Source organism: Candidatus Chlorohelix allophototropha, assembly GCF_030389965.1.
Taxonomy (GTDB): Bacteria; Chloroflexota; Chloroflexia; order Chloroheliales; family Chloroheliaceae; genus Chlorohelix; species Chlorohelix allophototropha.
Genome location: NZ_CP128400.1, coordinates 628,801 through 644,074 on the forward strand (window position 1 = coordinate 628,801; position 15,274 = coordinate 644,074).

Sequence of the window (15,274 nt, forward strand, 5' to 3'; positions counted from 1 at the left end):
GGAGGAAGAAGATGGCAGATACTCGCCCCCTGTATCATGATTTTGTCGATAATTTCACATGGGATTTACTAATGGCGCGTTGTGGTTGGAATCCGCGTGAACGTTATAACCTTGGCTACGAAGTTTGTGATCGTTGGGCAGAAGACCCGGCAAAAGCCGATTCGACAGCTTTGCGTTTCGAGTTAAAGGATGGCACGCATGGAAATTACACCTATCGCCAGTTACGCGATCTCTCCAATCGAGTAGCTAATACGCTGACTGCGCTTGGTGTCAAAAAAGGGGATAGGGTAGCGGGTTTGTTGCCAAAAACACCGGCTATTTTGCCGACTGTAATTGGAATTTGGAAAATGGGTGCCGTTTATGTACCGCTATTTACCGCTTTTGCGGGACCTGCCGTAGCCTACCGCCTTCGCCATAGCGAGGCAAGCGCTGTAATTACCGATGTCACAAATTTTCCCAAAATACAGGAGGGGCTAAATGAAGCGGAAGGGTTACCGCTGTTAAAGAATATTCTGGTAATCGGGGATGAAGAGGCATATTCGGGTGTGGGTATAACTAACTTCTGGGCAACAGTTAATGGAGCTTCCACTGAATTTGCCATAGTAGAAACGAAACTGGATGATCTGGCAGAAATCCAATATACCAGTGGCTCAACCGGACAAGCAAAAGGCGCAATGATTTCACATAAAATTGGTCTGTCTATCCTGCCCTATGTGCTTTATGCAATGGGTGTGCGTGAAGATGATGTTTTCTGGGGTGGTGCGGATCCCGGTTGGGCTTATGGCTTGATTATCTGCTTGCTTGGACCATTGTTGATCGGAAACGCTGCTACAATGATTGAACCGACCTTTAGCGCTGAACTATTCTGGCAAGTGGCAGAGCGCTATGGGGTTACAAATATCGCCTACGCCCCGACCGCTTACCGGGCGTTGGCAGCGGCAGGCGCGGATATTGCTCGTAAGTATAAGCCAAGCGTAAGAGTTGCCAGCAGCGCGGGTGAACCACTCAACCCTGAAGTAATTGATTGGTTCCAACGTGAGTTAAATGTACCGATTTATGACCATTACGGGCAAAGCGAATTGCTGATGATTGTAAATAATTACCATGCTTTCAGTGACCCAATTCGTCCGGGTTCGATGGGTCGCCCAATGCCCGGTTTTGAGGTTGAATTGGTTGATGAGAAGGGCAATATTGTGCCTACCGGGTCTGTTGGGCAAATTGCTCTAAATAAAACCTGTTTGGGTTATGTCTTTAAGGGTTACCTGAAAGAGCCTGAAAAAACCGAAGCGCTATACGCAGGGGATTGGCATTTAACCGGAGATATGGCGCGCCGAGATGAGGATGGCTATTTTTGGTTTGAAGGACGGTCGGATGACCTGATCAATACTAGCGGCTATCGGGTAGGACCGTTTGAAATAGAAAGCGCCTTGCTGGAACATCCGGCTGTAGCAGAAGCGGCGGTTATCGGTGTGCCCGATCAGCAGCGCGGCGAAATCATTAAAGCCTATGTGACTCTAAAAACCGGAAGTGAGGGAAGTGAAAAACTAGTAGAAGAATTGCAGCAGGTTGTACGGAAAAACGTCGGTAAGCATGCTTTCCCTCGCCAAATTATTTTCACAGATGCGCTTCCAAAAACACCTAGCGGGAAAATTCAGCGGTTTTTGCTACGTAGGGAAACCGCCAATTAATAAGTCGGTTTCAATTTTTATTCAAATACAGGGTGGAATTAAAATGGTTCTTATCCTATTCATCCTGTATTTGAAGGGATACGTTTGTGAAGCTAGAAATCTCCATATAACCTCATAAATGACAGTTACGGGCGATTTAGCCCCTACACAGGACTTGCTAGGACATACCAACCATGCCCACCACCCGTATTTATGCACAAATCAATGAGCGTAAAAAACAGGGCGCACACCATCAAGTTTTGGCGATTGCTTTATGCTTTTATACTGGCGGCAAGTTCACCGGAGCGGGCTTTGCACCATTCTTCTAGGGTAATGAAGGGTCTGCCAAGAAGAGCTTTTGCCGCGTTACTATCGCCGTTTTCGCGCACCTTCCCAGTATAGTTGAAAAATGGAAGCACCTGTTTTAGTTCCTTGTTACCGCTCATTAGGGCAATGAGTCGTGCCATTCCCATCGGAAGATTCGAAACAGCTGTATTCGGGCTAAACGTTCCACAATAGATTTTCAGGGCATTTTCCAAAGTGTAAGCTTCTGGACCTAGCACATAAATAGCTTTTCCAGCAACTTCAGAACTTCTATATGCTTTGGAAACCATCTCGGCATAATCAACTGCGCTCACCCAATGCCAGCTAGAGGGTTGCTTACCGATTACACTGGCTCGCTTTCCCTGAACAAAGCGGGGAAGTGATTCTATAAAGAAAGTGGCTTTAAAGATGGTATAAGCTAAACCTGATGAGGTTATAGCCGCTTCAGCCTGATACTTTGCATTTGTACCGGCAAACCAACGATTTTCCTCGCAAACACTTGCGCCGGACAAATATGTTAGTCGCTTTACACCAACTTTTTTTGCTGCCTCGACGATATTGATAACGCCGCGCCTTTCCAAATCAGGGTCTTGCCCACCGTCCAAATTGATATGAACCCCATCACAATTACGCAAAGCCGCTTCGAGTGTGCGGGTATCTTCAACATCACCAACGGCAATTTCGAAATTAGCGCCGTATTTCGCTTTGGCTTTTTCCACAGAGCGGCTTAAAATACGAACTGTATAACCATCCGCTTTTAATTTGCGTGCCACCGGTTCGCCCAACAGCCCTGTTGCTCCAATAACCAATATTTTTTCTGCCATGATTTTAACTCCTTTTGTTCTTGACAAGACATAGAATTATATATATCATTTTACATATGTATATTATTACATATCATTTAATATGTCAATGCTTTTATATGTAAATTATTACATAAGGATAGAAAATGACAAATTTAGGTTATGCTTTGTTGGGTATGCTGGCGGATGAATCTCGAACGGGCTATGATTTGGCTCAGCTAATGAAACAACAGGTTGGATATTTCTGGAGCGCTAAGCATAGCCAGATATATCCTGAACTCGCCCGCTTGGAAAGCGAAGGTCTGGTAGCTTTTGAGGTAATTGAGCAGCAAGACCGTCCGCATAAAAAGCTCTATCATATTACGCCAGCAGGCTTAGAAATTTTGCGAAATTGGGTAACTACTCCGGCTGAATCAGCCCCGGTGCGGGATGAACTGATATTAAAAGCGTATTGTATTTGGTTAGCCGAACCTGAGAAAGCAATTGAACTGTTCAAACAAGAAGAGCTTCGCCATCGTCAGCAACTAGCTCACTATGAGCAATTATATATTTGGGGAGAAGAAAATCTGCAAAGGGAGCAACGCAGTAAGCATAGCTCTTTGTTTGGCAAGTATCTAAGCCTAGCGCGAGGTATTGGTCATGAACGCGAATATGCCGAGTGGTGTCGCTGGGTTATTGAGCAATTGGAAAAGCCCGATTTCTTCTAGCAATATCCAGTGGGATTGGCTTCTTTACTGTTGTCAGTTCCATCGCTATCGCGGAAAAAGTATAAGTGCTTTCTTAATTTTCCATCGCTATAGCGGAAAATAAAAACGCCTCTTTTTGGAGACTTTCAAGCTGACTGAATTTAAATCAATTCATTTAGCTTGTCGCTAGATATTCTCTTCTCTTTTTTCTACCAATAAATACATCTCTTTGATACTTATTCCATTATAATATGTATACTCCACGTACGCTCTAAACGGCGCGGTTCCATTCTTTATTCTTCCTTCTTCCACAAAGAATATTTCAGAACTCTTCAGCGCTAACTTATCTGCAACTTCCTTTATTGTCTCACCCCTCGCTACCCTTCTCCTTCTGAGTTCTTCTCCTAGTTCAATTATTACCTTCTCCCCTTCTTCTTCATTTGAATGAGGTGAGAGCAGAAATTCAAGATCATTATTTATTGTCTCCAGCTTAATTATGTTTTCGCTTTCAGCCAATTTCTTGACGACACTACTTTTCAATTCCTTTTTACAGTAGGGACATTTGCCAAGGGTGAGGGGGTTGGTCAACAGAGGAATTTCACGATTACAATGACCACAACCCTCTAATAGCTGACAGTGATGCTCAGCGCAACCGATATTCTGGTTGTAACGCCAAACAAGTTTATAATAATTATATTGCTCTAAACAGAAGGGGCAAAAACGGAGATGAGGAGATAAGCTACCCTCTAGGAATTTTGAGGCAGTCAAGAATGTTGTTGACGGATAATAAGAAAGAAGGGCGTATTGCATCATCTAAAAATGTAACCCGATTTGCCCTTGTTGCATCATTTAAGATCATACCCACCCAGGTGTCAATCTACTTGTCCGGTAAGCTGGCTTCTTCTGGCACTGCTTCGGTAAATTTCCCCCGCAATGGTTTCGGTAATGTTTTTACCGAGATTACTTCATCTTCTATCCAGCCATCATCAAACTCGACTAGCATACTCACCCGCCATTCGTGTACCCGCCCGCCGTAAAGTTCTTTGCAACACATCGCGGTATTGACCAGGGTAACGCTCTTGCAACTCAACAAACAACGATTTGGCTGTTCGCCCAGGTTCCGCCATTAGGGCAGCCTTAAGTTCTGCATTTACCGTCTCAAATGGGTCTTAACCCATCCATCAGAATGCCTCCTTTGCTACTATAGGTTCACGCTTTTTTGATTGGTAGGGATTATTTCTAAATCTGACTTTGCTACCGTACAGATATAAAGGAGAGGAAAAGGAGGAGAAGGTTGAGGCAGAGTGGTAAACTGTAGTTTTCTTACCGACCAAAGTAGAAAGCAAAAGGATACCAAAATGAGTGACAACCTTCGCCGACATCGTGCCATAAAACAGCAATTGTTGCAACTCCACCCACAAGCGCAGGGGCGCGAATTACAATATTTAACAATTCTAGCGATGGTGATCAGTGGGATTGTAGGTAGTCGGCATAGTGCGTTGCCTAATATCGCCGCCAAAGTGCCAGATAAAACTAAACGGGAAAGCCGCATCATCCGAATGCGCCGATTGCTCAAAAATGATAACTTTAACCAAAAAGTGGTGTATGCTCCTTTCGCCAAACAATTGCTGAGTAGCCTGTGTCATTGTCCACTGGTACTGGTGATAGATGGCAGTCAGGTTGGTGCTGGTGGAATGGGCTTAGTAATCAGTGTAGTATATCAGGGGCGGGCTTTACCTTTGGGTTGGTTGGTGGTTAAGGCTAAAAAGGGACATTTAGCTCAAGCTTTGCACATCAGATTGTTAAAGCAAGTTCACTCGTTGGTTCCGTCTGGTAGCCAAGTAGTCTTTTTGGGTGATGGTGAATTCGATGGCTGTCGTTTGTTAAGACGGTTAGATTATTACGGTTGGCAGTATGTCTGTCGTACTGCTAAAAATAGCCAGGTCTGGTTGGATGAACAAGCTCATTATGCCATCAGTAAGTTAGGGGTTCAGCCTGGTCAGGTAGTGAGTCAGAGCGGCGTAGCATTCAGCAAACACGAGTACGGACCAGTACTGGTCATAGCGGTCTGGCAAAAGCCTTACCGTGAGCCACTTTATCTGGTGAGTAATTTGGCTCTAGCCCAGGAAGCAATCCGGTACTACAAAAAGAGGTTTAGGATTGAAACCTTCTTTTCCGATAGCAAGAGCCGAGGGTTTCGGCTGGACAAGAGCCATTTGGATGACCCTAAACGGCTAGAAAGGTTATTGTTAGCGGCTTGTCTGGCTTATCTTTGGATTGTACATCTGGGTACGATAGCTTTAGCTGAAGGCTGGAACCGGGTCATTCATCGCACCGAACGACTGGATTTGAGCCTGTTCAATTTAGGTTTGAACCTGCTTGAGCATTTTTTGAATGAACATTTACCCTTACCAGTCGCCTTTATCCCTTTTCTTTTAGAGGATTTCTAATTGTGTACGGTAGCAAATAAAAGATTTGGTTTTTTTACCTGAGAGGTGTGCGAATGAAGGCTTTTACCCAACTCCAGTAGGTAATCCCGACCCTTATAGCCGTTTTCCAATCCTTTTACCCAGCTTTCAGGTATGCTTTTAACTCCGTTAAAGGCCCCTGATATATTGCCGTTAATCGCCGCCATTGTGTCGGTATCCCACCCCGCATTTACGCACAATAGCACACTTTGTTCGAAATCTGTCGGGTGTTTTAGAAAGGCGTAGACAGCCGTCATCATTACATCACCAACCGGGCTACCGGTGGCTCGGCTATTCTTTAGTAACTCTTTTAGCGCTTCTTCTTCGGGCTGACCCAGCATTTCTTCTAGAGCCAGCAGATTCTTGCTCATAGTTTTATCGAATTGCTCTGCCACTCCGGCGATTTTATGAAGATATTCTTGCCTGTTTAATTGGCTATGGGTGAGACAGTAGGCAATGGAGAAGGTACTTACCAGCGCGCCAGCGATAGCGGCGGGGTGAGTGTGAGTGATGCGGCTGCATTCAACCGTCATATCAAAAAGGGTAGACTCCTGATTATAGTAGTATAGGGCGAGAGGGGCCGAGCGCATCGCGCTTCCGCTGCCCGGTCGGTTGCTACCGGTATTTTTCAAACCCAGTAAGCATTTAAAAGAAGCATTTTTGATGCTACGTCCACTCAAGCGGGGTGGCACCAACCACCAGCGGGCTAATTTCCGCTTGAAAATCCTGGACTGGAAACCCTGACCTTCGAGCAGGGTTTCAGCAAGGGCAATCGTTAACTGGGTATCGTCGGTGAAGTAGCCTCGGCCAGGTCTTACCTTATATTCGGTCAGGCGGCCATATTTTGTTTTTATTCGTTGAGGGCTTAAATTTTCGGTGGTAAAGCCAAGAGCGTCACCTACTGCGCCACCTAGCAAGCAGCCTAAAAACCGATATTCTAAATTTGTCTGGGAAGTTAGCATTATTTTACCTTCTTTCCGGCAATAGGGTCAGCGTCAACGAGGTGTCCTTCAATTTTAATCATGAACTCAAATTTATTGAACATCTTATTCGCCCCTTCGTCTTTTCCCTAGCTCTTCCTGAAGGTAAGATATAGCTAGCTTTCTATAAGAGTAACCTCCCACAAGGGATTTTGTGAGAGGAAACTTCTGTCTCCCGGTATGGCAGCTTAAAGCCCCAAAATTTCCCATAGCTTGATAGAACCATCCTCATGACCTGTCACCAAAAGCTTACCATCCGGCGAGAGAGTAAGCGCAGAAACTAGGTCAGCGACAGTGTTGCTAAGCTCCTTGCCCGAAGCCATACTCCATAGCTTGACACTGCTATCAGCGCTTATGCTGGCAATCGTCTTTCCATTTGGGCTGAACGCTACCGCTGTAACATAGCTAGAATGCCCCATGAGAGTGCCAAGTTCCTTGCCAGAAGCCACCTCCCACAGCTTCACGCTTTTGTCTTTACTCCCGCTGGCAAGGGTCTTGCCATCCGGGCTGAAGGCTACCGCATTGACATAGTCAGCATGACCCCTGAGAGTGTTAAGCTCCTTGCCCGAAGCCGCCTCCCACAACTTGATAGTAGCATCCCAACTAGCGCTAGCAAGGGTCTTGCCGTCCGGGCTATACGCTACCGCTGTAACATAGGCAGAATGGCTAGAGAGAGTGTTGAGCAGATTGCCAGAAGCGGCATCCCACAGCTTGATAGTTTTATCCCAACTCCCGCTGGCAATAGTTTTCCCATCCGGACTAAACGCTACCGCTGTAACATAGTCAGAATGACCCGCCAGGGTGCGTATTTCCTTGCCAGAAGCGGCATCCCACAGTTTGATATTTTTATCCCAACTCCCGCTGGCAATAGTTTTCCCGTCTGGGCTGAAGGCTATTGCTGTAATATAGTCAGCATGCCCCGTCAAAGTGCGTATTTCCTTGCCAGAAGCCGCCTCCCACAGCTCGATACTAGCATCCCAACTCCCGCTGGCAAGGGTCTTGCCATCCGGGCTGTATGCTACCGCTGTAACTCCAATGGAATGTCCAGAGAGTGTACCTATCTCTTCACTAGAATTCGCATCCCACAGCTTGATATCTTTATCCCAACTCCCGCTGGCAAGGGTCTTGCCATCCGGGCTGAACGCTACCGAAAAGACCATGTCAGTATGCCCTGTCAGAGTATCAATCTCCTTGCCGGAAGCCACTTCCCACAGCTTCACGCTAGTGTCCCGACTAGCGCTAGCCAGCATCTTCCCGTCCGGGCTGAAGGCTATTGCTGTAACATAGTCAGTATGCCCCTTGAGGGTGCGTATTTCCTTGCCAGAAGCCGCCTCCCACAGCCTGATATTTTTATCATAACTGCCGCTGGCAATTGTCTTTCCATCTGGGCTGTACGCTACCGAAATAACCCTAGCAGCATGCCCCTTAAGGGTGTTGAGCATTTTACCGGAAGCCACATCCCACAGCTTGAGGTTATTATCATAACTCCCGGAGACAAGGGTCTTCCCGTCCGGGCTGAACGCTAGCGCTACGACATAGCCAGCATGCCCATTGAGGGTGTTAAGTTCCTTGCCCGAAGCCACGTCCCACAGCTTGATAGTTCTATCATTACTCCCGCTGGCAATTGTCTTCCCGTCCGAGCTGAACGCTACCGCCGCAACAACGTCAGAATGCCCCTTGAGAGTGTTAAGCTCATTACCAGAATCAACTTCCCACAGCTTGATAGTTTTATCATTACTCCCACTGACAAGGGTCTTCCCGTCCGGGCTGAAAGCTACCGAAGTAACAGCGGCAGAATGCCCAGAAAAAGTGCTAAGCTCATTACCAGAATCAACTTCCCACAGCTTAATAGTTTTATCCCAACTCCCACTGGCGAGCGTCTTCCCATCCGGGCTGTACGCTACCGAACTGACCCCGGCAGAGTGACCGGGAAGGGAAGGCGTAGAGTAGCGGAGCTTCAGAGCGGGCAGATTACTAGCCGCCGGTGTACCAGATACTGCTACAGTGGCGGTTTTAGCTACGGTTGGGCGAGCAGTAACGGTTGATGAGGCAGTAGCCCGTGCGGTTTTAGCTACGGTTGGGCGAGCGGTAGCAGTAGGGGCGATGGTGGTAGCAGTAGTATCGTCACACGCTACCAGTAAGGTTGAAACCAATAACACTAAAGCTAGTAGAGATAAGCGAAACCTCTTCATAAAACAAACGTTCCTTTCGTTGTGCTAGGTCTCTTGTAGCAGTACACCATTTCGGGGTGTTTGGAATGCGCCCTATAAGACCAGACTACATTCTAGCCGCTTTTGAGCCAACCAATTATGTTCAAAATCTATCGGCGATAAGTAGCCCAAAGACGAATGTAAGCGACCTTCATTATAAATCCGTTCCGGGTATGTCAATAGTTTTGTGTAAATGGAATTGATTGCTGAATTCAAATAGTTACTCTTTGCTTAAAACAGATCGAAAGCTGGTTCAAAATACATGCCCAATTAGGTATCGGCATGGTCCAATCGCTGGTAATATCACAATTTGCCAGGTAAAATAACTTCCTTACTGACTCCGCGGAGGGAAAAGCCCCCTTGGTTTTGATCACTTTACGCAATTGGCGATGGTAGCCCTCGACGGAATTCGTGGTGTAGATCAGCCGCCGGATATCAGGTGGATAGGTGGACAGCTCCGCCCAATTGTTCTCCCAGCTCTTTACCGCAATGGCATACTTCCCACCCATTTATCGGTCAGATTTAGCAGGTTGAGTTCGGCTTCTTCCCGAGTAGCCGCCTTGTCAAGTCAGCCATAAAGGCTTTCTGATCCTTCCAGACCACATAGAGCAGGCTGGTGCGGATTTGATGAATAATGCAGCGCTGAACCTGGGCGTAGGGAAAGACCGCCTGGATCGCCTCACTGAAACCGCTTAGCCCGTCCACGCAAGCGATAAAAATATCCTCGACCCCACGCCCTTTCAGAGCACTGATCACTCCCAGCCAGAATTTAGCTCCTTCCCCAATGACCCAGAATATCGCGCCGCCCTTCCAGATCGACCCCCAACACATTGTAAACTGCCATATTCTCGACTTTGCCTTCCCGGCGCATTTTCACAAAGATGGTGTCCAGATAGATGATCGGGTAAATAGCTGCCAGTGGCCGGTTCTGCCAGGCTTCTACCATCGGCCAGATCATGGCGCTGATGGTAGCGGGCGAGATTTCCACCCCATACAGATCCTGTAAAGTCTCCTGCAAGTCTCGGGTAGAGAGCCCTTTGCCATACAGACCCAGGATCTTTTCTTCCAGTTCGTTGGTGTTATGACCGTACTTTTTGAGTAGGGTGGGTTCGAACTCGTCATTGCGATCCCTTGGCACCTGGATGGTGGTGCTACCGGCTGAGGAATTTAGCTGGCGAGTAACTTTGCCGTTTCGGCTATTACCACTATTACGACCTTTAGCCTCATATTTCTCATAACCCAGATGGTCGGTCAGTTCCGCCTCCAGCATTTGCTCCAGGGTGCGAGCGAACAGTTTGGCGAAGATCCCTTCCCGACCAAAGAAATCTTCGATGGAGCTAGCCTTGTCCAGTTCTTGCTGGACCACTTCTACTGATGGCAAATTGCTGGATTTGCTAGTTTGTTGTTAGCCGCCACTGGTTTTCTCCTTAATAGCTGTTTTTATTTTCGGCTATCTTACCATCAGCTTTTTCCTTTTACACACGTTAGGATACACTCTCGGCTCAAAAGCAGCTAGAATGTGGTCTGGTCATATAGGGGGCATTCCAATCTCCCCGTTACGGTCTCTGGGCACGGCTATTTCGGTTTCACCGACGCTGGAGCGGTTGATTTTGCCGTTGCGCGAGTTGCCACTGTTTCGACCCGCCGCTTCGTATTTGTCGTAGCCGAGGTGGTCGGTGATTTCAGCTTCCAACAATTTTTCGAGGGTATGGCCGAAAACCCTGCAAAGGATGCCTTCTTTGCCGAAGAAATCGTCCATACTTTTGGCACTGCCCAACTGTTGTTGGATTAACTCCATGGGTGGTAAGGATGCCTGAATAATCTCCTGGATCTGCTTCTTTTTTGAATTCGAGTTCTGGTTGCTGTCTGGCATAAATGGTTTTCTCCTTATTAGCTGGTTTTAATTGCTTTATTGTAGCAGCAGCTTTTTCCATTTACACACACTAATGTACACCCTCATTTACGGTGTTGCGCCGCTTCAGCCTTCGGTAATCGGGATACACCACGAAGCCCTAGTAGCTTCTTCTGTCCGACCAGATAATGGCTTTGGTGGTCAGATAACACCATAGATTCTATACCCTATCCAGTAGCAAGCGCACTTTCCTAACAAGCTCTATAGACGAAAAAGGTTTCTGGATAAAATCCGTTGATAGGAGAATGCTATCATCGTAAAACATGTCTTCCGAATAACCTGACATTAAAAGTATTTTCAGGTCGGGGAAATGTTTTGCCAGTTCTACAGAAAGTTCTTTCCCACCCATTCGGGGCATCACCATATCACTTATCAGCAGGTCGATTTTACCTCCGTAATTCCGATACATTTCTAGAGCTTCATGACCGTTTTCTGCTTCCAGAACCGTGTAGCCGTTTTTTCTCAGTAGCGCTCTAGCTAATTTTCGGATGAGGTTTTCATCTTCCACTAAGAGTATCGTTTCGGAACCGCTCGTGGGCAGGTTTACGACTGGTTGCTCAACCACTTCAGGAGTTGAAATCCCTTCCAGTTTTGGTAAGTAGATTTTGAAAACAGAACCCAATCCCGGTTCACTGTAAACAGAAATATAACTTTGGCTTTGCTGGATTATCCCGTACACAGTGGCAAGCCCCAGACCAGTGCCCTTTCCAGGTTCTTTAGTAGTAAAGAAAGGCTCAAAGATATGGCTTAGCGTTTCATTATCCATTCCGCAGCCTGTATCGCTTGCTTCTAGCAAAACATATTGTCCTGGTTTTATAGTCTGGAAGTAGCCGGTGTGTCCCTCATCTAACTGCACATTGGAAGTTTTCAGCTTAAAGCTACCGACTCCGCGCATTGCATCCCTAGCATTAACCGCTAGGTTTATTATAATTAGCTCTACCTGAACCGGGTCAGCCATCACCATACCTAGGTTGCGGTCAAGTTCACACATTATCTCAACATTATCCCCAATCAAACGCTTCAACATTTTCTCAATATCCAGAATCGTATTATTGAGGTTTAGCACCTTTGGTTGAAGCCTCTGACGACGGCTGAAAGCCAGCAGTTGCTTGGTTAAAGCGGCAGCTTTTTCCCCTGCCTTCTTGATTTCCTGCGCATTTTCAAGCAGCGGGTCTTGTGAATGCAAACCGTTAGCTATTATTTCGGCGTAAGCTTGGATTACGGTCAGCAGATTATTAAAATCGTGTGCCACGCCCCCTGCCAACCTGCCCACCATCTCCATTTTCTGAGAATGGAAAAGTTGTTCTTTGCTCCTGATTACCTCATTTTGCGCTTGTTTGAGCGAGGTTAAATCGCGAGTAATAGAAAGTAAGGATACTAACTGCTTTTTGGTGTTAAATTCTGGGACTATGCGGGTTTGGAGATAAAACACTTGCCCAAATAAAGTGATTTCATAATCTAGCACCTGCTCTTGCCCGGTTTCGATTACTTTTAGGGCAAATTCCTGCCAAGGTTGCAAAACATTTTGGTCTATTGCAAGCTTCTCTGGAGTTTTTCCAATTAAAGACTCTGCCGACTCACCATATAATTGAGCTGCTGCCGGATTAGCATAGAGCAACTCAAATTCTATATTATGTCTGACGATAAAGTCTGGAGAGTTTTCCACCAGCGCCTTAAAACGGGTTTCGCTTTGGCGCAAAGCTTCTTCTCCATGCTTGCGCTGGGTGATGTCCACCATAATGGTAGCCGCTTGTAGAATATTCCCGCTGTCATTGAGAATAGGGAAGATGGTCTGTTCCACATCAATTAGCCGACCATCCGGGGTTTTAAGACGGTTTTCTCCACTCCATTGTCCGTTTTTTAAGGCATACGGCAAATATTCATTAAGGGCGCGTTCTGCATCTTCCGGCAAGTGAAAATCGGCGATTTGCTTACCTATAAACATTTCCGGTTGGTCGTAACCGAGCATAATTGCGCCACCCCGGTTCATAAAGGTAATTTGTCCTTCCAGATTACTCATTGCGATGAGATTTCTTGACTGGCGCAATAACTCATTCTGCATAAGGATTTCTCGTTCTGCCATTTTCTTATCGGTAATTTCGCTGGCGTAAATCAGCGCCGCATAAGGCTTTCCCGTGCTATCCCGTATCGGTTGCAGGCTAGTACGAAACCAAACTGATTTCCCGGCAAGAGTCACTTCAGGTTCAAGGACTAAGCCTTTTTCGAGGGTTATAACCCGATTTATATCAGCCATTATATTGTTGGCTTGTGAGGGCGGGAATAAGTCATGCACGGTCTTGCCCATCAGTTGCTCAGGCTCTACACCAAAAGGAACGGCAGCGATTCTATTCAAATACAAATAACGTCCGGTGGAATCAACCATCGAAAATGCACCATCCGAGCTTTCAATCAGGCTGCGATACTTTTCTTCGCTGTCTCGCAAGGCTGCTTCCGCTCTTTTGCGAGCGGTTATATCGCGAATAATTGCCAGCACTTCCTCAGTATTATCTAACGGTGCAAACCGCGCTTCAAAGAAATGCATATCTGCTTGAAAGAACAGCTCATATTCGAAAATTACAGGTTGTCTCGTGAGGTCAACCTGCTTGATTGCCTCCAGCGAGCGGTTCGCAACCCACGAGGGTAAAATGTCCTGAATATGTTTGCCGATAAAAGCTTCCGGCGGAACTAGCAAATCGGTTTGGGGACCATGAAATTCTACAAATATTCCTTCAGGCGTTATACGAAACAATAAATCAGGGTTCGCCGAAAGTAAAGCTTTCTGTTGAGCTTCGCTGTAGAGTAGCTTTTCTTCAATTCTTTTGTGTTCGGTGATGTCGCGTCCGACACTTTGATATTCGATAAAGCGACCACTTTTATCGAATATAGCCCGGTTTGTCCATTCAATCCAGCGAAGTTTCTGCCCGGGTAGGCTATCTTGATATACCAATTTTGCAACGGGACTATCAAATGTTAAGGTTTTGACATGGGCAATTGCCCGCTCTCGATACTCTGCCGGAATATTATCCAGAATATTACTACCCAATAGAGCTTCAATAGGCTGCTCGTACCATTCGCTGTAGGCGCGGTTGGCAAAGGTCAGCCGAAAATCGGCATCATAACGACAGATAAGCTCTGTCTGATATTTGATAATGCTCTCGTAATACGATTCATCCGATTCTTTTGTTAAATGCCTCGTTTCAAGCGCTTGTCTGACAAATTCTATAAGACGAAGGTAATCCGTCTTTTCAACGAACCCGCTTGCCCCCAGACGCATCATATCTACTGCGACCTGCACCGTTGCCCCTTCTGAAACAAGGATAATTGGGGTGGTGGGTTGGGAGTGTTTGACTAACTTAATCACATCGACCGAGCTTAGCGTAGCTAATACAAAATTGCACAAAACTAAGTCCCACTCGCGCTCTTTGAGGGCTATTTCAAGCTCAAGGGCATTTAGGACAAGGCGATATTCGAAGTTGATTTTCGCAGAATCTCTGAGTAATACAACCAAGTAGTCAACATCGGACGGGGAATCAGTGATAAGGAGAATATTGTTTTTTTCGGGTTCTACAACCTTTGAATGGCGCATGGTCATACCTTTTGAAAACCTAGCAAATTTGTATTACGACTAAGCAGTTATTTGGATGCCCTACTTACAATTATACTTCCTATTGGAATACTTCCGGCTGGAAAAAGTAAAGGCTAGGAGAAGTCCCACGAAGAAATGTGGAGATGGGGTAAGGCGTAAAGAGAATTCCGAAAGCGCGAAGCGCCGCCCTAAAAAGTGGTAGTCAGCCTATTGGCTCGTAATATAATGGGTTTGCGGGGTTTATTAGCCCGGTCAGGCTACTGGGTAGGTGCTGCGGGGCGGTTCTTTCAACAACAATGAAGCTAATGTGTCCTGTGTGTACCACAGCAACAACAACCCTAACAACAGTAACAACAATATTGGGTTTCGGTTGGTGGTGTGTTCCGATGACCTGTCTAACCTTCAGAGGGCGCAATCCTTAAAACGGGTTGAGCTTGCTTCCAGAAATGTCGTGCGATTACGGTTTCACGTCCGAGGAGAAGGCGGCAGGATAGCGCCGGCGGGTCTGGTCTGCGTGTGCAAACGCCAGGCACATATCTAGGGCTTGGGTACAGTCCAGTTTTAGCGTGCCCTAAAATGATGCAGGTATTTTAAGCTTGTGGCTTATTCGGGCGAACTAAACGGTCACGAATTACTTC

The 15,274-nt window shown here is 46.5% G+C and carries 10 protein-coding genes and 2 pseudogenes; 3 read left to right on the forward strand and 9 right to left on the reverse strand.

Going from position 1 to position 15,274, the window contains the following annotated elements:
• Window positions 1-11 precede the first annotated feature (11 nt).
• Window positions 12-1,688: an acetate--CoA ligase gene (locus OZ401_RS15390; protein WP_341471348.1), complete on the forward strand. Its 1,677-nt coding sequence runs from the start codon at window positions 12-14 to the stop codon at window positions 1,686-1,688.
• Between the two features lie 251 nt (window positions 1,689-1,939).
• Here the strand turns inward: OZ401_RS15390 and OZ401_RS15395 are convergent, their stop codons facing one another.
• Window positions 1,940-2,815, reverse strand: a complete 876-nt coding sequence (locus tag OZ401_RS15395; protein ID WP_341471349.1) for an SDR family oxidoreductase — start codon at window positions 2,813-2,815, stop codon at window positions 1,940-1,942.
• A 125-nt stretch (window positions 2,816-2,940) separates the two neighbouring features.
• On the opposite strand from OZ401_RS15395, the gene OZ401_RS15400 reads away from it, so the two are divergent.
• Window positions 2,941-3,501, forward strand: coding sequence for a PadR family transcriptional regulator (locus OZ401_RS15400; protein ID WP_341471350.1), 561 nt, complete (start codon window positions 2,941-2,943; stop codon window positions 3,499-3,501).
• A 165-nt stretch (window positions 3,502-3,666) separates the two neighbouring features.
• Here OZ401_RS15400 and OZ401_RS15405 read toward each other — a convergent pair whose 3' ends face one another.
• The 3 genes and pseudogenes from OZ401_RS15405 to OZ401_RS15410 form a co-directional block, all read right to left on the reverse strand.
• Entirely contained in the window at window positions 3,667-4,068 is a 402-nt protein-coding gene (locus OZ401_RS15405) for a helix-turn-helix domain-containing protein (RefSeq protein WP_341471351.1), read from the reverse strand.
• Window positions 4,069-4,119: 51 nt separating this feature from the next.
• Window positions 4,120-4,293: pseudogene (locus OZ401_RS25925) on the reverse strand (hypothetical protein); the annotation flags it as partial.
• A gap of 64 nt (window positions 4,294-4,357) precedes the next feature.
• Window positions 4,358-4,483 (reverse strand): hypothetical protein, encoded by a 126-nt coding sequence (locus tag OZ401_RS15410; protein WP_341471352.1) that lies wholly within the window; start codon window positions 4,481-4,483, stop codon window positions 4,358-4,360.
• Between the two features lie 355 nt (window positions 4,484-4,838).
• Here OZ401_RS15410 and OZ401_RS15415 point away from each other — a divergent pair, with 355 nt between their 5' ends.
• Window positions 4,839-5,930, forward strand: coding sequence for an IS4 family transposase (locus OZ401_RS15415; protein WP_341467879.1), 1,092 nt, complete (start codon window positions 4,839-4,841; stop codon window positions 5,928-5,930).
• On the opposite strand, the gene OZ401_RS15420 is transcribed toward OZ401_RS15415, so the two are convergent.
• From OZ401_RS15420 to OZ401_RS15445, 5 genes and pseudogenes are all read right to left on the reverse strand, one after another.
• Complete coding sequence (locus OZ401_RS15420) at window positions 5,927-6,910, reverse strand: ADP-ribosylglycohydrolase family protein (protein WP_341471353.1); 984 nt, start codon at window positions 6,908-6,910, stop codon at window positions 5,927-5,929. The genes OZ401_RS15415 and OZ401_RS15420 overlap by 4 nt on opposite strands.
• 206 nt (window positions 6,911-7,116) lie before the next feature.
• Complete coding sequence (locus tag OZ401_RS15425) at window positions 7,117-9,120, reverse strand: WD40 repeat domain-containing protein (protein WP_341471354.1); 2,004 nt, start codon at window positions 9,118-9,120, stop codon at window positions 7,117-7,119.
• A 230-nt stretch (window positions 9,121-9,350) separates the two neighbouring features.
• Window positions 9,351-10,504, reverse strand: a pseudogene (locus OZ401_RS25815) (IS256 family transposase).
• 162 nt (window positions 10,505-10,666) lie between these two features.
• Complete coding sequence (locus OZ401_RS15440; protein WP_425607634.1) at window positions 10,667-11,011, reverse strand: transposase; 345 nt, start codon at window positions 11,009-11,011, stop codon at window positions 10,667-10,669.
• Between the two features lie 199 nt (window positions 11,012-11,210).
• A complete protein-coding gene (locus tag OZ401_RS15445; protein ID WP_341471356.1) occupies window positions 11,211-14,636 on the reverse strand; it encodes a PAS domain S-box protein in 3,426 nt (1,141 codons plus the stop codon).
• Window positions 14,637-15,274: the final 638 nt, after the last annotated feature.

Coding starts and splice junctions, on each gene's coding strand:
- OZ401_RS15390 (WP_341471348.1), top strand. CDS start 12: ATGGCAGATACTCGCCCCCTGTATCATGATTTTGTCGATAATTTCACA.
- OZ401_RS15395 (WP_341471349.1), bottom strand. CDS start 2,815: ATGGCAGAAAAAATATTGGTTATTGGAGCAACAGGGCTGTTGGGCGAA.
- OZ401_RS15400 (WP_341471350.1), top strand. CDS start 2,941: ATGACAAATTTAGGTTATGCTTTGTTGGGTATGCTGGCGGATGAATCT.
- OZ401_RS15410 (WP_341471352.1), bottom strand. CDS start 4,483: ATGCTAGTCGAGTTTGATGATGGCTGGATAGAAGATGAAGTAATCTCG.
- OZ401_RS15415 (WP_341467879.1), top strand. CDS start 4,839: ATGAGTGACAACCTTCGCCGACATCGTGCCATAAAACAGCAATTGTTG.
- OZ401_RS15420 (WP_341471353.1), bottom strand. CDS start 6,910: ATGCTAACTTCCCAGACAAATTTAGAATATCGGTTTTTAGGCTGCTTG.
- OZ401_RS15425 (WP_341471354.1), bottom strand. CDS start 9,120: ATGAAGAGGTTTCGCTTATCTCTACTAGCTTTAGTGTTATTGGTTTCA.
- OZ401_RS15440 (WP_425607634.1), bottom strand. CDS start 11,011: ATGCCAGACAGCAACCAGAACTCGAATTCAAAAAAGAAGCAGATCCAG.
- OZ401_RS15445 (WP_341471356.1), bottom strand. CDS start 14,636: ATGCGCCATTCAAAGGTTGTAGAACCCGAAAAAAACAATATTCTCCTT.